The organism is Streptomyces sp. SLBN-8D4 (assembly GCF_049739545.1).
Lineage (GTDB): Bacteria > Actinomycetota > Actinomycetes > Streptomycetales > Streptomycetaceae > Streptomyces > Streptomyces canus_C.
This window is the reverse complement of sequence record NZ_JBMGQC010000001.1, coordinates 7,244,292-7,263,429: the sequence shown is the minus strand read 5'-3', so window position 1 is coordinate 7,263,429 and position 19,138 is coordinate 7,244,292. Positions and strand designations below refer to the sequence as shown.

The 19,138-nt window shown below is 71.3% G+C and carries 17 protein-coding genes; 9 read left to right on the top strand and 8 right to left on the bottom strand.

Annotated elements, in window-relative coordinates; all coding sequences use genetic code 11:
- Positions 1-9 precede the first annotated feature (9 nt).
- Positions 10-894, top strand: a complete 885-nt coding sequence (locus tag RKD20_RS32985; RefSeq protein ID WP_424880889.1) for a hypothetical protein — start codon at positions 10-12, stop codon at positions 892-894.
- A 93-nt stretch (positions 895-987) separates the two neighbouring features.
- Here RKD20_RS32985 and RKD20_RS32980 read toward each other — a convergent pair whose 3' ends face one another.
- Entirely contained in the window at positions 988-1,893 is a 906-nt protein-coding gene (locus RKD20_RS32980; protein ID WP_424880888.1) for an SDR family oxidoreductase, read from the bottom strand.
- A 22-nt stretch (positions 1,894-1,915) separates the two neighbouring features.
- Positions 1,916-2,656 carry an SDR family oxidoreductase gene (locus RKD20_RS32975; protein ID WP_424880887.1) on the bottom strand — a complete coding sequence of 247 codons (741 nt, stop codon included), beginning with the start codon at positions 2,654-2,656 and terminating at the stop codon, positions 1,916-1,918.
- 54 nt (positions 2,657-2,710) lie between these two features.
- Between RKD20_RS32975 and RKD20_RS32970 the strand changes: the two genes are divergently transcribed.
- Genes RKD20_RS32970 through RKD20_RS32955 form a run of 4 tightly spaced genes read left to right on the top strand, consistent with a single transcriptional unit; the run spans position 2,711 to position 6,018 of the window.
- The gene (locus tag RKD20_RS32970; protein WP_424880886.1) at positions 2,711-3,454 is read left to right on the top strand and encodes an enoyl-CoA hydratase family protein; all 744 of its coding nucleotides are present in this window, start codon (positions 2,711-2,713) and stop codon (positions 3,452-3,454) included.
- Complete coding sequence (locus tag RKD20_RS32965; protein ID WP_424880885.1) at positions 3,451-4,272, top strand: CoA transferase subunit A; 822 nt, start codon at positions 3,451-3,453, stop codon at positions 4,270-4,272. The genes RKD20_RS32970 and RKD20_RS32965 overlap by 4 nt, the downstream gene beginning before the upstream one ends.
- The gene (locus tag RKD20_RS32960) at positions 4,253-4,969 is read left to right on the top strand and encodes a CoA-transferase subunit beta (RefSeq protein ID WP_424880884.1); all 717 of its coding nucleotides are present in this window, start codon (positions 4,253-4,255) and stop codon (positions 4,967-4,969) included. Before RKD20_RS32965 ends, RKD20_RS32960 begins: the two co-directional genes overlap by 20 nt.
- A complete protein-coding gene (locus tag RKD20_RS32955) occupies positions 4,969-6,018 on the top strand; it encodes an NAD(P)H-dependent flavin oxidoreductase (RefSeq protein WP_424880883.1) in 1,050 nt (349 codons plus the stop codon). The genes RKD20_RS32960 and RKD20_RS32955 overlap by 1 nt, the downstream gene beginning before the upstream one ends.
- Here the strand turns inward: RKD20_RS32955 and RKD20_RS32950 are convergent.
- Genes RKD20_RS32950 through RKD20_RS32940 form a run of 3 tightly spaced genes read right to left on the bottom strand, consistent with a single transcriptional unit; the run spans position 6,002 to position 8,598 of the window.
- Positions 6,002-7,159 carry an acetyl-CoA C-acetyltransferase gene (locus tag RKD20_RS32950; protein ID WP_424880882.1) on the bottom strand — a complete coding sequence of 386 codons (1,158 nt, stop codon included), beginning with the start codon at positions 7,157-7,159 and terminating at the stop codon, positions 6,002-6,004. The genes RKD20_RS32955 and RKD20_RS32950 overlap by 17 nt on opposite strands.
- A gap of 26 nt (positions 7,160-7,185) precedes the next feature.
- Positions 7,186-7,800 (bottom strand): TetR/AcrR family transcriptional regulator, encoded by a 615-nt coding sequence (locus RKD20_RS32945; RefSeq protein WP_424880881.1) that lies wholly within the window; start codon positions 7,798-7,800, stop codon positions 7,186-7,188.
- Positions 7,801-7,812: 12 nt separating this feature from the next.
- On the bottom strand, positions 7,813-8,598 hold the full coding sequence (locus RKD20_RS32940; RefSeq protein WP_424880880.1) for an SDR family oxidoreductase: 786 nt from the start codon (positions 8,596-8,598) through the stop codon (positions 7,813-7,815).
- Positions 8,599-8,646: 48 nt separating this feature from the next.
- Between RKD20_RS32940 and RKD20_RS32935 the strand changes: the two genes are divergently transcribed.
- Both RKD20_RS32935 and RKD20_RS32930 read left to right on the top strand, forming a co-directional pair.
- A complete protein-coding gene (locus RKD20_RS32935; RefSeq protein ID WP_424880879.1) occupies positions 8,647-9,777 on the top strand; it encodes an acyl-CoA dehydrogenase family protein in 1,131 nt (376 codons plus the stop codon).
- A complete protein-coding gene (locus tag RKD20_RS32930; RefSeq protein WP_424880878.1) occupies positions 9,777-10,763 on the top strand; it encodes an acyl-CoA dehydrogenase family protein in 987 nt (328 codons plus the stop codon). Before RKD20_RS32935 ends, RKD20_RS32930 begins: the two co-directional genes overlap by 1 nt.
- Here the strand turns inward: RKD20_RS32930 and RKD20_RS32925 are convergent.
- Positions 10,741-10,890: a hypothetical protein gene (locus tag RKD20_RS32925; protein ID WP_424880877.1), complete on the bottom strand. Its 150-nt coding sequence runs from the start codon at positions 10,888-10,890 to the stop codon at positions 10,741-10,743. The genes RKD20_RS32930 and RKD20_RS32925 overlap by 23 nt on opposite strands.
- Positions 10,891-11,034: 144 nt before the next feature.
- On the opposite strand from RKD20_RS32925, the gene RKD20_RS32920 reads away from it, so the two are divergent.
- Together RKD20_RS32920 and RKD20_RS32915 are read left to right on the top strand one after the other, a co-directional pair.
- Positions 11,035-11,952 (top strand): rhomboid family intramembrane serine protease, encoded by a 918-nt coding sequence (locus RKD20_RS32920; RefSeq protein WP_424880876.1) that lies wholly within the window; start codon positions 11,035-11,037, stop codon positions 11,950-11,952.
- Entirely contained in the window at positions 11,949-12,881 is a 933-nt protein-coding gene (locus RKD20_RS32915) for a chitosanase (protein WP_424880875.1), read from the top strand. Before RKD20_RS32920 ends, RKD20_RS32915 begins: the two co-directional genes overlap by 4 nt.
- Positions 12,882-12,981: 100 nt before the next feature.
- Here RKD20_RS32915 and RKD20_RS32910 read toward each other — a convergent pair whose 3' ends face one another.
- Positions 12,982-14,442 (bottom strand): glutamate synthase subunit beta, encoded by a 1,461-nt coding sequence (locus RKD20_RS32910; protein ID WP_020119967.1) that lies wholly within the window; start codon positions 14,440-14,442, stop codon positions 12,982-12,984.
- A complete protein-coding gene (gltB, locus tag RKD20_RS32905) occupies positions 14,435-19,042 on the bottom strand; it encodes a glutamate synthase large subunit (RefSeq protein ID WP_424880874.1) in 4,608 nt (1,535 codons plus the stop codon). The genes RKD20_RS32910 and gltB overlap by 8 nt, the downstream gene beginning before the upstream one ends.
- Between the last annotated feature and the right edge of the window lie 96 nt (positions 19,043-19,138).

Below are 19,138 nucleotides of genomic sequence, written 5' to 3'. Positions count from 1 at the left end.
GGTACGGGCGTGACGAACGACGGACCGGTCCGGCACGGCTACCCGCACCTGGAGACGGTGCGGGCCTCGATCAACGCGCTCTACAAGCGGCTCTCCTACGACACCGTCCAGACGTTCGCGACGAGCGTGGCGCCGGTGGACGTGGCGTTCTGCGACACCGACGACCTCTATCTCGGGGCGCAGCGGGTGGCCCGGGAGCTGGTGCGGCACTACCGGCTGCCGGACGCGCGGTTCGTGGTCAGCTTCCGGGAGATGACCCATGCGGCGAACGTCGAACTCACCGCGGGCCCGGAGTACTTCGTCGAGCTGAACGACCGTTTCCGCACCCATCGGCGGGACATCGGCGCGGCACTGGCCCACGAGGTCATGCACGTGTATCTGCACCGGCTGGACCTCTCCTTCCCGGGGGTGCGGGAGAACGAGATCCTCACGGACACGGCGACGACCTATCTGGGGGCGGGGTGGCTGCTGCTGGACGCCTACCGGGAGGACGCGGCGTCGTCGCAGAAGCTGGGGTATCTCACGCCGGAGGAGTTCGGGTACGTGCTGGCGAAGCGGTCGCTGGTGTTCGGGGAGGATCCCTCGGTGTGGTTCACCAGCGCGCAGGCGTACACGGCGTATGTGAAGGGGATGGCGCAGGCCCGCCAGGACGAGCAGCAGCCGCCGCTCACCGCCGCGGGGTGGGCGGGCAGGCGCCGGTACGCCCGCGACCGCCGGCACGCGGGTCCGGGTCCGCAGCCCGGGGTGCCCTATACGTTCACCCCCGACGGGGGCGGGCGGCTGCGGGTGTCCTTCCCCTGCCCCACCTGCCACCAGCGGATCCGAGTGCCTGTGCGCGGGCGGGTGCGGGCGCGATGTGCTGTGTGCCGGACGGTTCTGGAGTGCGACACCTAGGGTTTGCACCCGTCCGCACACGTCCTGTGGCCGGTCGCGCACGCGCGGCGGAGCCGCAGATCGATGCAGCCCCGCGCCCCTGGGTAGGTCCAGTCACGCGCCATACACCGGGGCCGGTGTCTCCGCCTCGCCGAGCAGCTTCCGTGCCGTCTCCCCCGCCTCCGCCGGGGTCCACCTCGCGCCTCTGTCGGTGGTCGGGCCCGGCCGCCAGCCCTCCATCACCGTGATCCGGCCGCCCTCCGCCTCGAAGACCCGGCCGGTCACCCCCGCGCACTCCGCCGAGCCCAGCCACACGACCAGCGGGGACACGTTCTCCGGAGCCATCGCGTCGAAGCCGTCGGACGGAACGGCCATCGTGTCGGCGAACGTCCGCTCCGTCATCCTGGTCCGTGCCGCGGGGGCGATCGCGTTGACCTGGACGCCGTAGCGGGCGAGTTCGGCCGCCGCGACCAGGGTGAGGCCGACGATCCCGGCCTTCGCGGCGCTGTAGTTGCCCTGTCCCACCGAGCCCGACAGGCCTGCCCCGCTGGAGGTGTTGACGATCCTGGCCACCGGTGTGCGGCCCGCCTTCGTCTCCGCCCGCCAGTGCGCGGCCGCGTGCTTCAGGGGCAGGAAGTGGCCCTTCAGGTGGACGCGCAGCACCGCGTCCCAGTCGTCCTCCTCCAGGTTCACCAGCATCCGGTCGCGCAGGAACCCGGCGTTGTTGACGAGGGTGTCGAGGCGGCCGTAGGTGTCCAGGGCCGCCCGGACGAGGGAGACGGCACCGTCGGGGGTCGCGATGTCACCGCCGTGGGCGACCGCCTCGCCGCCCGCCGCGCGGATCTCCTCGGCGACGAGGACGGCGGGGCTTTCGGGGTCCGGTGTGCCGTCGAGGCCCACGCCGAGGTCGTTGACGACGACCCGTGCCCCCTCGGCGGCGAAGGCGAGCGCGTGGGCGCGGCCGAGACCGCGGCCCGCGCCGGTGACGACGACGACCCGGCCGTCGCAGATTCCGGTCATCTCACGTCTCCTTGTCGATGGTTCACGTCTCCTTGTTGACCGTTGCGGCGTCGAGGAACGCCGGCCGCTCCCCGCCGCCGTGCACCAGCAGCGAGGCCCCGCTGATGTACGCGGCGGCGTCCGAGGCGAGGAACACGGCCGCCGCGCCCACGTCCGAGGCTTCGGCCAGGCGGCCGAGCGGGACCGTGCGGGAGACCGCCGCGATGCCCTCCTCGTCGCCGTAGTGCAGCTGCGACTGCTCGGTGCGGACCATGCCGACGACCAGGGTGTTCACCCGGACGTCCGGCGCCCACTCCACGGCCATCGAGCGGGCGAGGTTCTCCAGGCCCGCCTTGGCCGCCCCGTACGCGGCGGCGCCGGGCGAGGGCCGGCCGCCGCTGACGCTGCCGATCATGACGATCGAGCCGCGGGTCCGCTTCAGGTGTTCGTACGCGGCGAGGGACACCGTGAGCGGGGCGAGGAGGTTCAACTCCAGGACACGGACGTGCCGTTCGGGGCCGGCGTCGGCGAGCAGCCGGTAGGGGGCGCCGCCCGCGTTGTTGACCAGGACGTCCAGGCGCGGCAGTTCGGCGAAGAAGTGCGCTACGGCGTCGGCGTCCCGGACGTCCAGCTCCATGAACCGCGCCTTCGGGAAGGGGACTTCGGGCGGTCTGCGCGCGCAGACGACGACCTCCGCCCCTGCCTCCGCGAAGGAACGGGCGATCCCGGCGCCGACTCCGCGCGTGCCGCCGGTGACGACCACGACCCTCCCGCTCAGCTCCATTCACCGCTACCCTTCACCTAACAAACGTTTGGTGGAAAGGTAGCTGATGCGGCCATGGGTGTCTCCACCTCGTCCCCGGAAAAGGGGATCGTCCTGATCGAGGTCGACTTCCCGCCGGTGAACGCCCTCGCGGTGGACGGCTGGTTCGCCCTGGCCGACGCCGTGCGCGCGGCGGGCCGTGATCCGGAGGCCAGATGTGTGGTCCTGGCGGCCAAGGGGCGCGGTTTCAACGCGGGCGTGGACATCAAGGAGATCCAGACGCGCGGCTCGGCCGCCCTCGTCGGCGCCAACCGCGGTTGCTTCGAGGCCTTTTCGGCGGTGTACGACTGCGAGGTGCCCGTCGTGGCGGCCGTGCAGGGATTCTGCCTGGGCGGGGGCATCGGCCTGGTGGGCAACGCGGATGTGATCGTGGCGAGCGAGGACGCCACCTTCGGTCTGCCCGAGCTGGACCGCGGGGCCCTCGGCGCGGCCACCCACCTGGCCCGCCTGGTCCCCCAGCACCTCATGCGCGCCCTGTACTTCACCTCCCGCACGGTCACCGCCGCCGAACTGCACCGGCACGGCGCCGTGTGGAAGGTCGTCCCGAGGGACGACCTCGCCGCCGCGGCCCTGGAGTCGGCCCGCGAGATCGCCGCCAAGGACGGCGAGCTGCTGCGCCTGGCCAAGGCCGCGATCAACGGCATCGACCCGGTCGACGTCCGCCGCAGTTACCGCTACGAACAGGGCTTCACCTACGAGGCGAGCGTCAGCGGGGTCGCCGACCGGGTCCGTGACAGGTTCGGCAGGGAGGCCGAGTGAGCGACAAGACCATGACGGCCGACGAGGTCGTCTCCCGGCTGCACAGCGGCATGACCCTCGGCATCGGCGGCTGGGGTTCGCGCCGCAAGCCGATGGCGCTGGTGCGCGCGCTGCTGCGCTCGGACGTCACCGACCTGACGATCGTCTCCTACGGTGGCCCGGACGTCGGCATGCTCGCCGCCGCAGGGCGCATCCGCAAGCTCGTCGCCGCCTTCGTCACCCTCGACTCGATCCCCCTCGAACCGCACTACCGGACGGCTCGCGAGGCCGGTGCCTTCGAGCTGACGGAGGTCGACGAGGCCATGTTCATGTGGGGCCTGCGGGCGGCCGCCAACCGGCTGCCGTTCCTGCCGGTGCGGGCGGGCATCGGTTCGGACGTCATGCGGGTCAACCCGGGCCTGCGGACGGTGACTTCGCCGTACGACGACCAGGAGACGTTCGTGGCCATGCCCGCGCTCGGCATGGATGCCGCCCTGGTGCACCTGAACCGCGCCGACCGGCTGGGCAACGGCCAGTGTCTCGGCCCCGACCCGTACTTCGACGACCTGTTCTGCGAGGCGGCCGACACCGCGTACGTCTCCTGCGAACGGATCGTGGAGACCGCGGAGTTGACCAAGGACGCGCCGCCGCAGTCGCTGCTCGTCAAACGGCACACGGTGACCGGCGTGGTCGAGGCTCCGGGCGGCGCGCACTTCACCTCCTGCGCCCCCGACTACGGCCGGGACGAGGCCCTGCAGCGGGAGTACGCGACCACGCCCTGGCCGGAGTTCGCCGCACGGTATCTCGGGGGAGGACTTCATGACCGTGACCCGGAGTGAGTACTGCGTGATCGCCTGCGCCGAGGCCTGGCGGGACGCGGGCGAGATCCTGGCGAGCCCGATGGGCCTGATCCCCTCGGTCGGCGCCCGGCTCGCCCGTCTCACCTTCTCCCCCGACCTGCTGCTGACCGACGGCGAGGCCCTGCTGGTCCGCCCGGACGGCACACCCGAGGGCTGGCTGCCCTACCGTCAGCACCTCGCCCTGGTCACCGGCGGGCGGCGGCACGTGATGATGGGCGCGAGCCAGATCGACCGGTACGGCAACCAGAACATCTCCTGCATCGGCGACTGGGCGAGGCCGAGGCGGCAGCTGCTCGGGGTGCGGGGCGCACCGGTCAACACCCTGAACAACCCGACCAGTTACTGGGTGCCGAGGCACTCCCGGCGGGTGTTCGTGGAGAAGGTCGACATGGTGTGCGGAGTCGGGTACGACCACGCCGCCGGGGCACGTTTCCACCGCGTCCCGCGGGTCGTCTCCGACCTGGGCGTGTTCGACTTCGACACCCCGGACCGCTCGATGCGGCTGGCCTCGCTGCATCCCGGGGTCACCGTGGAGCAGGTCCGGGAGGCCACCGGCTTCGAGTTGGCCGTACCGGACGAGGTGCCGTACACCCGCGAACCGACCGCCGGCGAACTGGAGTTGATCCGCGAGGTGCTCGACCCGGCCGATACCCGCGCCCGGGAGGTCGGCGCCTGATGGACACGGCGTTCACCCGGCTGGTCGGGGTCCGCCACCCGGTCGTGCAGACCGGGATGGGATGGGTGGCAGGACCGCGCCTGGTCTCCGCGACGGCGAACGCCGGCGCGCTCGGCATCCTGGCGTCCGCGACGATGACCACCGACCGGCTGCGGGAGGCGATCCGTGAGGTCGCCTCCCGCACGGACGCGCCCTTCGGGGTCAACCTCCGCGCCGACGCGGCGGACGCCGGGGAGCGGGTGCGGATCATGATCGAGGAGGGGGTCCGGGTCGCCTCCTTCGCCCTCGCGCCCTCCCCCGGGCTGATCACGCGGCTCAAGGAGGCGGGGATCGTCGTCGTCCCGTCCGTCGGCGCCCGGCGCCATGCCGAGAAGGTCGCGGGCTGGGGGGCGGACGCGGTGATCGTGCAGGGCGGCGAGGGCGGCGGACACACCGGGGAGGTGGCGACGACGGTCCTGCTGCCGCAGGTGGTGGACGCGGTGGACATCCCGGTCGTGGCGGCGGGCGGCTTCTTCGACGGGCGGGGTCTGGTCGCGGCGCTGGCGTACGGGGCGGCGGGGGTCGCCATGGGCACGCGGTTCCTGCTCACCTCGGACTCGACGGTGCCGGACGCGGTGAAGGCGCGCTATCTGGCGGCGACGGTCAAGGACGTGACGGTGACCCGGGCGGTCGACGGCCTTCCGCACCGCATGCTGCGGACCGACCTGGTGACCGCGCTGGAGGACTCCGGGCACGCGAAGTCCCTGGCGCGGGCCATTCGCAGGGCGGCCGGCTTCCGGCGGCTGTCCGGGCTCACCTGGCGGCAGCTGGTGCGCGACGGACTCGCCATGAAACACGGCAAGGACCTCACCTGGAGCCAGGTCCTCCTCGCCGCCAACACCCCGATGCTCCTCAAGTCGGCGATGGTGGACGGCCGTACGGATCTCGGCGTGATGGCCTCCGGGCAGGTCGCCGGGGTGATCGACGACCTGCCGTCGTGCGCGGAGCTGGTGGAGCGGATCATGAAGGAGGCCGAGGAGGTCCTTCAGGGCCTCACAGCCTCTCGATGATCGTCACGTTCGCCTGCCCCCCGCCCTCACACATCGTCTGAAGTCCGAACCTCCCACCCGTGCGCTCCAGTTCGTGCAGCAGGGTGGTCATCAGTTTCACGCCCGTCGCTCCCAGCGGATGCCCGAGGGCGATCGCGCCGCCGTTGGCGTTGACCTTGTCCGGGTCGGCTCCCGTTTCCTTCAGCCAGGCCAGCACCACCGGCGCGAAGGCCTCGTTGATCTCGACGAGGTCGATGTCGTCGATGGTGAGGCCGGTCTTCTTCAGGGCGTGCGCCGTGGCCGGGATGGGGGCGGTGAGCATCCGGATGGGGTCCTCGCCGCGGACGGAGAGGTGGTGCACGCGTGCGCGTGGGGTCAGGCCGTGCTCGCGCACCGCCCGCTCCGAGGCCAGCAGCATGGCCGCCGCTCCGTCGGAGACCTGCGAGGAGCAGGCCGCGGTGATGGTGCCGCCCTCGATCACCGGCTTCAGTCCGGCCATCTTCTCCAGTGAGGTGTCCCGGCGCGGGCCCTCGTCGACCGCGACCGGGCCGTAGGCCACCGTCTCGCGCTCGAAGCGCCCCTCGTCGATGGCCCGCAGGGCCCGCCGGTGGGACCGGAGCGCGAACTCCTCCTGGTCCTCGCGGCTGATCCCCCACTTCCCGGCGATCATCTCGGCGCCGGCGAACTGGTTCACCGCCCGGTCCCCGTACCGGGCCCGCCACCCCTCGCTGCCCGCGAAGGGCCCCTGGGTCAGCCCGAGCGGCTCGGCGGCCTGCCGGGTCGCGAAGGCGATCGGGATCATCGACATGTTCTGCACCCCGCCGGCCACCACCAGGTCCTGTGTCCCGGACAGCACGCCCTGCGCGGCGAAGTGCACGGCCTGCTGCGAGGACCCGCACTGCCGGTCCACGGTCACCCCGGGCACCTCCTCGGGCAGCCCGGCGGCGAGCCACGAGGTGCGCGCGATGTCCCCGGCCTGCGGCCCGACCGCGTCCAGGCAGCCGAAGACGACGTCCTCGACGGCCGCGGGGTCGACCCCGGCCCGCGCGACGACCGCCTTCAGCACATGCGCGCCCAGGTCGGCCGGGTGGACCCCGCTGAGCCCTCCCCCGCGCCGCCCGACGGGCGTGCGGACCGCTTCGACGATGTAGGCCTCGGCCATGGCGACTCCCCAGACATCCCAATGAGTTAGGTACGTACGGCGATCCCGTCCAGCACCATCGACAGGTACTGCCGGGCGATCTCCTCCGGGCTGTGCTGTCCGCCGGGCCGGTACCAGGACGCGGCGACCCACACGGTGTCGCGCACGAACCGGTAGGTCAGCCGTACGTCGAGGTCGGCCCGGAACACCTCGGCCGCGACCCCGCGCTCCAGCGTGGACAGCCAGGCCTTCTCGAACCTGCGCTGTGACTCGGCGAGGAACGCGAACCGCTCCTGCGCCACCAGCTGCTTGCTCTCCTTCTGGTAGATCGCGACGGCGGCGCGGTGCCGGTCGATCTCCCGGAACGACTCGGTGACCAGGGCCTCCAGCGTCTCGCGCGGGCCGAGTTCGGCGGCCAGGACGGTGTCGTAGCCGTCCCAGAGCTCGTCGAGGAAGGTCCGCAGGATCTCCTCCAGCATCGATTCCTTGGAGTCGAAGTGGTAGTAGAGGCTGCCCGCGAGCATGCCCGCGTGATCCGCGATCTTGCGTACGGTCGTGGCGTTGTAGCCCTGTTCGGCGAAGACCTCGGCGGCGGTGTCGAGGAGTTCACTGCGGCGGGCGGGGGCTGCCGCGCTCACCTGGGGCTTCTTCTTGGTCGGCACAGGTCCATTGTCCTAGGCGTGTTGGCTGCTGACGGCGACGACCTCGCCGGTCATGTACGAGGAGTAGCCCGACGCCAGGAACACGATCACGTTGGCCACCTCCCAGGGCTCGGCGTACCGCCCGAAGGCCTCGCGCCCGGTCAGTTCCTCCAGCAGCTCGGCCGAGGTCACCTTCACCAGGTGCGGGTGCATGGCGAGGCTGGGCGACACCGCGTTGACCCGGACGCCGTACCCGGCCGCCTCGACCGCCGCGCACCGGGTCAGCGCCATCACGCCCGCTTTCGCGGCGGCGTAGTGCGCCTGCCCCGCCTGCGCGCGCCAGCCGACGACGGAGGCGTTGTTGACGATCACCCCGCCGCCGGAGTCCCGCATCAGCCGCAGGGCGGCGCGGGTGCACCGGAAGGTGCCGTTCAAGGTCACGTCCAGGACCCGGGACCACTGCTCGTCGGTCATGTCGACGAGCGCCGAAGTGCCGCCGAGGCCGGCGTTGTTGACGACGACGTCCAGCCGCCCGTGCTCTTCTGCGGCCGCGTCGAACAGCGCGCGCACCTGCGCCTCGTCGGTGACGTCACAGGGCACGGCCGACACCGCTCCCGGGAACCCTCGTCCGAGCTCGGCCTCGTACTCCTTCAGCCGCCGCGTGTGCGCGTCGCTGATCAGGACGCGCGCGCCCTCCTCCAGGAAGCGGCGCGCGGTCGCCCCGCCGATGCCCGCTCCGGCGGCGGCGGTGATGACGGCGGTGCGCCCCTTCAGCAGCCCGTGCCCCGGTTCGTACACCGGACTCTCGACGCCTGTCATGGCGCCACGCTAACCTACCAAACACTTGTTAGGGAAGGACGGGTGTCCATGGATCTGGCGTTCACGCAGGAGGAAGAGGCCTTCCGTGCCGAGGCCCGCGCATGGCTGCGCGCGCATGTGCCCGCCTCTCCGCTCCCCTCCCTGGAGACCGAGGAGGGTTTCGCGGCCCACCGCGGGTGGGAGGCCGAACTCGCCGCGGACCGCTGGTCGGTGGTCAACTGGCCCCGCGAGTACGGCGGCCGGGACTCCGGGCTGCTCCGCTGGCTGGTCTTCGAGGAGGAGTACTACGCGGCGGGGGCACCCGGGCGCGTCAACCAGAACGGCATCAGCCTCCTCGCCCCGACCCTCTTCGACCACGGCACACCGGAGCAACGCGCGCGCGTGCTGCCGTCGATGGCCACCGGTGAGGCGGTCTGGGCGCAGGCCTGGTCGGAACCGGAGGCGGGCTCGGACCTGGCGTCCCTGAGGTCCAGGGGGGTGCGTACGGAAGGGGGCTGGCTGCTCAGCGGCCAGAAGACCTGGTCCTCCCGGGCGGCCTTCGCGGACCGCGCGTTCGGGCTCTTCCGCACCGACCCGGACACCCCGAGACCCCACCAGGGCCTGACCTACCTGATGTTCGACCTGCGGGCGCCCGGCGTCACCGTCCGTCCCATCCGCCGCCTCGACGGGAAACCGGCCTTCGCCGAGCTCTTCCTGGACGACGTGTTCGTGCCGGACGAGGACGTCATCGGCGGGCCCGGCCAGGGCTGGCGGATCGCGATGTCGACGGCGGGCAACGAACGGGGGCTGATGCTGCGCTCACCGGGCCGTTTCCTGGCGTCCGCCGACCGGCTGTCCGCGCTCTGGCAGGCCCAGGGAAGCCCGCGGGAGACCGGGAACCGGGTCGCGGACGCCCTGATCGGAGCCCGCGCGTACCAGCTCTTCACCTACGCGTCCGCCTCCCGCTTCCTGGACGGTGACACGCTGGGCCCGGAGTCCAGCCTCAACAAGGTCTTCTGGTCCGAGTACGACATCGCGCTCACGGAGACGGCCCTGGACCTCCTGGGAGAGGAAGAGGACCCGGACTGGTCCGAGCGCTATGTCTTCGCGCTCGCCGGACCCATCTACGCCGGCACGAACGAGATCCAGCGCGACATCATCGCCGAACGCCTGCTGGGTCTGCCGAAGGGCCGCCGCTGATGCGTTTCCTCCTCGATCCGGAGCAGCGGGAGTTCGCCGCCTCGCTGGACTCGATGCTGACCGCGGCCGACACGCCCTCCGCCGTACGGGACTGGAGCCACGGCGATCACACCCGTGGGCGAGCACTGTGGGGCCGTATCGCCGAAGCGGGCGTGTTCGCACTGGCGGTACCGGAGGCATACGAGGGGCTGGGGCCGCGCCCCGCGGAACTCGCCGTGGCCTTCGTGGAGTTGGGGCGGCACGCGGTACCGGGCCCCTTGGTGGAGACGGTGACGGCGGCGACGCTGCTCACGGCGCTGGACGACACCGGCCCGGCGAAGCTGCTGCTGCCAGCGCTGGCGTCGGGCGAGTCGGTGGCGACCGTGACGACGGGGTCGTATGCGCCGGACGCGGACGTGGCGGACGTACGGCTGGCGATCTCGGGTGCGGGTGAGTGGGGGCTGGTCGCGCAGTTCCCGGCGCCCCTGAAGGGCCTTCGGCCCCTGGACCCCGCCCGCCGCCTCTTCCCCCTCCCCGCCGGGGGACAACGACTCGCCACCGGCCCCCAGGTGGCCACGGCCACAGAACGCGCCCTCACCACCGCCCGCCTCACCACCGCCGCCCAAGCTCTCGGTGTGGGACTCGCGCTGCTCGACAAGACCGTCTCCTACGTCAGGCAGCGCACCCAGTTCGGCGTCCCCATCGGATCCTTCCAGGCGGTCAAGCACCAACTCGCCGACGTGAAGATCGCGTTGGAGTTCGCGCGGCCCCTGCTCCTCGGAGCCGCCCTGACGATGACCCGGGAGGACGTCGCCGCCGCCAAGGTCACGGCGTGCGAGGCGGCGTACCGGGCCGCCCGTACCGCGCTCCAGCTGCACGGGGCCATCGGGTACACGGCCGAGTACGACCTGTCCCTGTGGCTCACCAAGGCCCGCGCCCTGCGCACCGCGTGGGGCAGCCCCGACGCGTGCCGCGCGACCGTCCTCAGTGGTGGTCGCCGCTGGTGACCTCCCGGTACTCCTCCACCGTCGGTTTCGCGATCCGCGTGTCGGGCCCGAACATCTCCCGCGCGAGCCCGGCCCGCAACCGCTGGGAGCGCCTGACCGGCCGTCGCGCCCGGTGGGTGTCGGTCAACGGCCCGGTCGTCCGGCGAAGCCAACGGGGCGGACGGCCGACGACGGCCCCGCCGCCGCCTCCCTCCACCGGAGTTCGCTATTTTGTTCGCCGCCGACCCCACCGGCTCGATCATCACCCCTGTCACTCCGAGGAGAGCCGGCCGTGGAACCCGAATCCACCCTCACCACCTGTTATCGCCATCCCACGGTGGAGTCCCATGTCCGCTGCACCCGCTGCGAGCGGTACATCTGCCCGCAGTGCATGCGGGAGGCGGCCGTCGGCCACCAGTGCCCCGAGTGCGTGCGGGAGGGGACGCGGTCGGTGCGGCAGGCCCGGACCGCGTTCGGTGGGCGGATCACGGCCGTACCGCTGGTGACGTACGTCCTCATCGGCCTCAACGTGCTCGCCTACGTCGGCGAGCTCGTGCGCCCGGCGATCGTGGACCGGTTCGAGATGCTGGGCGTCGGCCTGGTGGGCCCGGACGGCGGCCACTACGTGTGGCAGGCCGCATACCCCGCCGACTTCCACATCGAGGGTGTCGTCGACGGCGAGTGGTACCGGCTGCTGACCGGCGCGTTCCTCCATCTGCCGCCCACCGGGGGCATGTTCGGGATCCTGCACATCGTGATGAACATGGTGTCGCTGTGGAACATCGGCCGCGTGGTCGAGCTCCAGCTCGGCCGGATCCGGTACCTCGCCCTCTACCTGCTGTCGGCGCTCGGCGGCTCGGTCCTCGTCCTGCTGATCGCGCCCACCACACCCACCCTCGGCGCGTCCGGCGCGATCTTCGGGCTCGGGGCCGCCTACTACGTGATGGCCCGCCGGCTCGGCGCCGACATGGCCCAGGTCAACCGCTTCATGGCGGGCCTGCTGCTGTGGCTGCTGATCTCCGCGGGGCTGACGTCGTGGCAGGGCCACCTCGGCGGCCTGCTGGCCGGAGCCGTCGTCACCCTCGCCTACGCGTACGCGCCCCGGGACGGCCGTCGCGCCCTGGTGCAGGCGGGGGCGTGTGCCGTCCTGCTGGTGGTGCTCCTGGTGTCCACTTGGGCCAAGGTCACCGAACTCACGGGAGCTCGGTGAAACCCGCCCGCCTGCTCCTCGCCGCCGCCGTCCCCGTGCTCGTCACGGCGTCGGTCTATCTCCTCGCGTCCGAGGATCCCGACGCGGGAGGGGCGGGCCCCGACCTCTCCTCCGCCTACCGCTCGCAGGCGGCCGAGGACGCCAAGGGTGCCGAGGGCGCCAAAGCCTGGGCCGAGGGGGGCGCCGGCGCGGCCGACGCCGACGTGCTCGCCGACGCGCCGCCCGGCCTGGCCGCCCCCGCCGAGAAGGACCTCGCGCAGCAGCTCGTGGCGAGCGCCGAGAACTCCACCCTCGACTGGCGCAGCGCCTACGCCTACATCGAGGACATCGGCGACGGACAGGGCTACACGGCCGGCATCATCGGCTTCTGCACCGGCACCGACGACCTGCTCACCCTCGTCGAGGGCTACACGAAGGCCCACCCGGACAACCGCCTCGCGAAGTACCTCCCCGCGCTGCGCGCGGTCGACGGCACGGACTCCCACGAGGGCCTGGACCCGGGCTTCACGGCCGCCTGGAAGGCGGAGGCCGAGGTCCCGGCCTTCCGGAAGGCCCAGGACACGGCCCGCGACCGGGTCTACTTCGACCCCGCGGTCCGCCTCGCCAAGCTCGACGGCCTCGGCGCCCTCGGCCAGTTCGTCTACTACGACGCCATGGTCTTCCACGGCCCCGGCACCGGCCCCACCGGCTTCTACGGCATGCGCCTACGCGCCCTGGAGAAGGCCGGGAGTCCGACCGAGGGCGGCTCGGAGAAGACGTACCTGGACACCTTCCTCGACATCCGCCGCGCGGCCATGAAGACCCGCGACCCGGACATCGACACCTCCCGCGTCGACACGGCCCAGCGGCGGTTCCTCGACGAGGGGAACCTGGGCCTGAGGCGACCGCTGGAGTGGCAGGTGTACGGGGAGACGTTCAAGGTGCCGTAGGAGCGCATGCGACGGCGCCTGCCTCCGGTCCGGTCGGGGACGTGGAGGCAGGCGCCATCAGTGTTCCGTACGCCTTTGTACGGGACGTCTTGAGGGGCCGTCAGACCATCAGGGACCGGTCCGTCGGCCGGATCGGGGCGGGCAGTTCGCTCGCGCCGGTCAGGAAGCGGTCGCAGCCGCGGGCGGCCGAGCGGCCCTCCGCGATCGCCCACACGATGAGCGACTGGCCGCGGCCCGCGTCACCGGCGACGAAGACGCCCGGCACGTTGGTCTGGAAGTCGGCGTCGCGGGCGATGTTGCCGCGCTCGTCGAGCTCCAGGCCGAACTGCTCGACCAGGCCGTTCTCGCGGTCGGTGCCGGTGAAGCCCATGGCCAGCGTCACCAGCTGGGCGGGGATCTTGCGCTCCGTGCCCGGCTTCGGGGTCAGCTTGCCCTCGATGAACTCGACCTCGCTCAGGTGCAGCCACTGGACGTTGCCGTCCTCGTCGCCCTCGAAGTGGGTCGTCGAGACGGAGTAGACCCGCTCGCCGCCCTCCTCGTGCGCGGACGTGACCTTGTAGAGCATCGGGAAGGTCGGCCACGGCTGGTGCGGGGCCCGGTCCTCGCCCGGACGGGGCATGATCTCCAGCTGCGTCACCGAGGCCGCGCCCTGGCGGTGGGCGGTGCCCACGCAGTCGGCGCCGGTGTCGCCGCCGCCGATGACGATGACGTGCTTGCCCTCGGCCGTGATGGGGGGCGCCACGTAGTCGCCCTCCTGCACCTTGTTGGCCAGCGGCAGGTACTCCATGGCCTGGTGGATGCCCTTGAGCTCGCGGCCGGGGACCGGGAGGTCACGCGCGGTGGTGGCGCCGGCGGCGATGACGACGGCGTCGTACCGCTTCTTCAGGTCGGTCGCCTTGAGGTCGCGGCCGATCTCGATGCCGGTACGGAAGCGGGTGCCCTCCGCGCGCATCTGCTCGATACGGCGGTTGATGTGCCGCTTCTCCATCTTGAACTCGGGGATGCCGTACCGCAGGAGGCCTCCGACGCGGTCCGCGCGCTCGTAGACGGCGACGGTGTGACCGGCCCGCGTGAGCTGCTGGGCGGCGGCGAGACCGGCCGGACCCGAGCCGATGACCGCGACGGTCTTGCCGGACAGGCGCTCGGGGGCCTGCGGCTCGACATCGCCGCTGTCCCACGCCTTGTCGATGATCGAGACCTCGACGTTCTTGATGGTGACCGGCGGCTGGTTGATGCCGAGCACACACGCCGACTCACAGGGAGCGGGGCACAGACGACCGGTGAACTCCGGGAAGTTGTTGGTCGCGTGCAGCCGCTCGGAGGCGGCGGACCAGTCCTCGCGGTAGGCGAAGTCGTTCCACTCGGGGATGAGGTTCCCGAGCGGACAGCCGTTGTGACAGAACGGGATGCCGCAGTCCATGCAGCGGCTGGCCTGCTTGCTGATGATCGGCAGCAGGGAGCCGGGGACGTAGACCTCGTTCCAGTCCTTCAGGCGTACGTCGACCGGGCGGGACTTGGCGACCTCACGGCCGTGGTTCAGGAAGCCCTTCGGGTCAGCCATTGATCGCCGCCTCCATCATCTTCTCGGTGATCTCGGACTCGGAGAGTCCCGCCTGCTCGGCGGCGTCCTTGGCGGCGAGCACTGCCTTGTACGTGCTGGGGATGATCTTGCTGAAGCGCTCGACGGCGGTGTCCCACTCGGCGAGCAGCTTCTCGGCGACCGTGGAGGCGGTCTCCTCCTGGTGGCGGCGCACCACGTCGTGCAGCCACTGCTTGTCGGTGTCGTCCAGCGCCTCCACGGCGTCCGCGTTGCCGACGTTGACGTTGTCCCGGTCGAGGTCGATCACGTAGGCGACACCGCCGGACATGCCGGCCGCGAAGTTGCGCCCGGTCTCGCCGAGGACCACCGCGTGACCGCCGGTCATGTACTCGCAGCCGTGGTCGCCCACGCCCTCGGAGACGACCGTGGCACCGGAGTTGCGGACACAGAACCGCTCGCCCGTACGACCGCGCAGGAACAGCTCGCCGCCGGTCGCGCCGTAGGCGATGGTGTTGCCCGCGATCGTGGAGAACTCGGCGAGGTGGTCGGCGCCCCGGTCGGGACGGACGATCACCCGGCCGCCGGAGAGGCCCTTGCCGACGTAGTCGTTGGCGTCGCCCTCCAGGCGCAGCGTGACACCGCGCGGCAGGAAGGCGCCGAAGGACTGGCCCGCCGAGCCGGTGAAGGTGATGTCGATGGTGTCGTCGGGCAGGCCCGCGCCACCGAACTTCTTCGTCACCTCGTGGCCGAGCATGGTGCCGACCGTGCGGTTGATGTTGCGGATCGCGACCTGGGCGCGCACCGGCTGGGCGTCGGTCGCCGAGTCGGCGGCCAGGGCGTCGGCGGCGAGCTTGATCAGCTCGTTGTCGAGCGCCTTCTCCAGGCCGTGGTCCTGCTCGATGACCTGGTGCAGCGCGGCACCCTCGGGCAGCTCGGGCACGTAGAAGAGCGGAGCCAGGTCGAGGCCCTGCGCCTTCCAGTGGTTGACGGCCCGCTCGACGTCGAGCGTCTCGGCGTGACCGACGGCCTCCTCGATGGAGCGGAAGCCCAGCTCGGCGAGGATCTCGCGGACCTCTTCGGCGATGAACTTGAAGAAGTTCACGACGTACTCGGCCTTGCCGGTGAAGCGGTCGCGGAGCACCGGGTTCTGGGTGGCGATGCCGACCGGACAGGTGTCCAGGTGGCAGACGCGCATCATGACGCAGCCGGAGACGACGAGCGGCGCGGTCGCGAAACCGAACTCCTCGGCGCCGAGCAGCGCGGCGATGACTACGTCACGGCCGGTCTTGAGCTGACCGTCGGTCTGGACGACGATCCGGTCGCGCAGGCCGTTGAGCAGCAGGGTCTGCTGGGTCTCGGCGAGACCGAGCTCCCAGGGACCGCCCGCGTGCTTCAGGGAGGTCAGCGGGGAGGCACCCGTACCGCCGTCGTGACCGGAGATGAGCACGACGTCCGCGTGCGCCTTGGACACACCCGCCGCGACCGTGCCGACGCCGACCTCGGAGACCAGCTTCACGTGGATCCGCGCCTGCGGATTCGCGTTCTTCAGGTCGTGGATCAGCTGGGCCAGGTCCTCGATCGAGTAGATGTCGTGGTGCGGCGGCGGGGAGATCAGGCCCACGCCCGGGGTGCTGTGCCGGGTCTTGGCGACCCAGGGGTACACCTTGTGGCCGGGCAGCTGGCCGCCCTCGCCGGGCTTGGCGCCCTGGGCCATCTTGATCTGGATGTCGTCCGCGTTGACCAGGTACTCGGAGGTCACGCCGAAGCGGCCGGAGGCGACCTGCTTGATCGACGAACGCCGCGCCGGGTCGTACAGCCGGTCCGCGTCCTCGCCGCCCTCACCGGTGTTGGACTTGCCGCCCAGCTGGTTCATGGCGATGGCGAGGGTCTCGTGCGCCTCCTTGGAGATGGAGCCGTACGACATGGCGCCGGTGGAGAAGCGCTTGACGATCTCGGAGACGGGCTCGACCTCGTCTACGGGGATCGCCTGACGGTCGCTCTTGAAGCCGAACAGGCCGCGCAGCGTCATCAGGCGCTCGGACTGCTCGTTCACACGGTCCGTGTACTTCTTGAAGATGTCGTAGCGGTTCGCACGCGTCGAGTGCTGGAGGCGGAAGACCGTCTCCGGGTCGAACAGGTGCGGCTCGCCCTCACGGCGCCACTGGTACTCGCCGCCTATCTCCAGGGCACGGTGGGCCGGCGCGATGCCGCTCGCCGGGTACGCCTTGGCGTGCCGGGCGGCGACCTCCTTGGCGATGACGTCGATGCCGACGCCGCCGATCTTGGAGGCGGTACCGCTGAAGTACTTCTGGACGAAGCCCTCTTCGAGACCGACGGCCTCGAAGACCTGGGCGCCGCGGTAGGAGGCGACGGTCGAGATGCCCATCTTCGACATGACCTTGAGGACGCCCTTGCCGAGGGCGTAGATCAGGTTGCGGATGGCCTGCTCGGCCTCGATGTCCGACAGGAAGGTGCCCGCGCGGACCAGGTCCTCGACGGACTCCATGGCGAGGTACGGGTTCACGGCCGCGGCGCCGAAGCCGATCAGCAGGGCGACGTGGTGGACCTCGCGGACGTCACCGGCCTCGACCAGCAGGCCCACCTGGGTGCGCTGCTTGGTGCGGATGAGGTGGTGGTGGACGGCCGCGGTGAGCAGCAGCGACGGGATCGGCGCGTGCTCGGCGTCCGAGTGCCGGTCCGAGAGGACGATCAGCCGGGCGCCGTTGGCGATGGCTGCGTCGGCCTCGGCGCAGATCTCCTCGATGCGCGCGGCGAGGGAGTCGCCGCCGCCCGAGACCCGGTACAGGCCGGACAGGGTCGCGGCCTTGAAGCCGGGCATGTCGCCGTCGGCGTTGATGTGGATGAGCTTGGCCAGCTCGTCGTTGTCGATCACCGGGAAGGGCAGCACGACGGAACGGCAGGAGGCGGCGCTCGGGTCGAGCAGGTTGCCCTGCGGGCCGAGGGCGGAGCGCAGCGAGGTGACGAGCTCCTCGCGGATCGCGTCCAGCGGCGGGTTGGTGACCTGCGCGAACAGCTGGGTGAAGTAGTCGAAGAGCAGCCGCGGGCGCTCGCTCAGCGCGGCGATCGGCGAGTCGGTGCCCATCGAACCGATCGGCTCGGCACCGGCCTTGGCCATCGGTGCGAGGAGGACGCGGAGCTCTTCCTCGGTGTAGCCGAAGGTCTGCTGGCGGCGGGTGACCGAGGCGTGAGTGTGCACGATGTGCTCACGCTCGGGCAGGTCGCCGAGCTCGATCTCGCCGGCATCCAGCCACTCCGCGTAGGGCTGCTCGGCGGCGAGGCCGGCCTTGATCTCGTCGTCCTCGATGATGCGGTGCTCGACGGTGTCGACGAGGAACATCCGGCCGGGCTGGAGGCGGCCCTTGCGGACGACCTTGGCGGGGTCGATGTCGAGGACGCCGACCTCGGAGCCGAGGACGACGAGGCCGTCGTCGGTGACCCAGTAGCGGCCGGGGCGAAGGCCGTTGCGGTCCAGGACCGCGCCGACCTGCTTGCCGTCGGTGAAGGTGACACAGGCCGGACCGTCCCAGGGCTCCATCAGGTTGGAGTGGAACTGGTAGAAGGCGCGGCGGGCCGACTCCATGGAGTCGTGGTTCTCCCACGCCTCGGGGATCATCATCAGCACGGAGTGCGGCAGCGAACGGCCGCCCAGGTGCAGGAGTTCGAGGACCTCGTCGAAGGACGCGGAGTCGGAGGCGTCCGGCGTGCAGATCGGGAAGACCCGCTCGATGGCCTTGCTGTCGTTCCCGAACAGGTCCGAGACCAGCTGCGATTCGCGGGCCGCCATCCAGTTGCGGTTGCCCTTGACGGTGTTGATCTCACCGTTGTGCGCGACGAAGCGGTACGGGTGCGCGAGCGGCCACGACGGGAAGGTGTTCGTGGAGAACCGGGAGTGCACGAGCGCGATCGCGGAGGCGAAGCGGCGGTCGGACAGGTCCGGGAAGAAGGGCTCCAGCTGGCCGGTGGTCAGCATGCCCTTGTAGACGATGGTCCGCGCGGACAGCGAGGGGAAGTAGACGTCTACCTCACGCTCGGCGCGCTTGCGCAGCACGAACGCCTTGCGGTCGAGGGCGAGGTCCGTGGCGGGCGCGGCGGAGGCGTCGCCGACGAAGAGCTGGCGGAACGCCGGCATCGTCGAGCGGGCGGTGGCGCCGAGCAGTTCAGGGGCGACCGGGACCTCGCGCCAGCCGAGGACGGTGAGGCCCTCCTCGGCGGCGATCGTCTCGATCTTCGAGACGGCGTCCTCGATGCCGTCCTCCGGGAGGAAGGCGGTACCGACCGCGTATCCACCGGCCGCAGGCAGCTCGAAGCCGGCGACCTCACGGAAGAAGGCGTCCGGAACCTGGGACAGGATGCCCGCGCCGTCACCCGAGTCGGGCTCGGCGCCGGTGGCACCGCGGTGCTCCAGGTTGCGCAGAACCGTGAGCGCCTGCTCGACCAGCGCATGGCTCGCCTCGCCGGTGAGGGTGGCCACGAAGCCGACGCCACAGGCGTCCTTTTCGTTGCGGGGGTCGTACATACCCTGCGCAGCAGGGCGAGCATCCATGAAGGACCACTTCTGGCCATTCGTGGAGTGCTGGGACGGCTGGCGCGGCGTACGCATCGGCTCTCCCGTCGTCGTCAATTGGCATATTCAGCTTGCCGAGGGACGACGTTGGCCCTCTGCGTAAGTGCAAAATTTCGTGCAGGTTACATGATG

Excerpts from the sequence above, each read along its gene's own strand:
- RKD20_RS32935 (WP_424880879.1), top strand. The coding sequence starts at position 8,647 with ATGGATCTGGCGTTCACGCAGGAGGAAGAGGCCTTCCGTGCCGAGGCC.
- RKD20_RS32980 (WP_424880888.1), bottom strand. The coding sequence starts at position 1,893 with ATGACCGGAATCTGCGACGGCCGGGTCGTCGTCGTCACCGGCGCGGGC.
- RKD20_RS32940 (WP_424880880.1), bottom strand. The coding sequence starts at position 8,598 with ATGACAGGCGTCGAGAGTCCGGTGTACGAACCGGGGCACGGGCTGCTG.
- RKD20_RS32970 (WP_424880886.1), top strand. The coding sequence starts at position 2,711 with ATGGGTGTCTCCACCTCGTCCCCGGAAAAGGGGATCGTCCTGATCGAG.
- RKD20_RS32975 (WP_424880887.1), bottom strand. The coding sequence starts at position 2,656 with ATGGAGCTGAGCGGGAGGGTCGTGGTCGTCACCGGCGGCACGCGCGGA.
- RKD20_RS32930 (WP_424880878.1), top strand. The coding sequence starts at position 9,777 with ATGCGTTTCCTCCTCGATCCGGAGCAGCGGGAGTTCGCCGCCTCGCTG.
- gltB (WP_424880874.1), bottom strand. The coding sequence starts at position 19,042 with ATGCGTACGCCGCGCCAGCCGTCCCAGCACTCCACGAATGGCCAGAAG.
- RKD20_RS32960 (WP_424880884.1), top strand. The coding sequence starts at position 4,253 with ATGACCGTGACCCGGAGTGAGTACTGCGTGATCGCCTGCGCCGAGGCC.
- RKD20_RS32910 (WP_020119967.1), bottom strand. The coding sequence starts at position 14,442 with ATGGCTGACCCGAAGGGCTTCCTGAACCACGGCCGTGAGGTCGCCAAG.
- RKD20_RS32950 (WP_424880882.1), bottom strand. The coding sequence starts at position 7,159 with ATGGCCGAGGCCTACATCGTCGAAGCGGTCCGCACGCCCGTCGGGCGG.
- RKD20_RS32955 (WP_424880883.1), top strand. The coding sequence starts at position 4,969 with ATGGACACGGCGTTCACCCGGCTGGTCGGGGTCCGCCACCCGGTCGTG.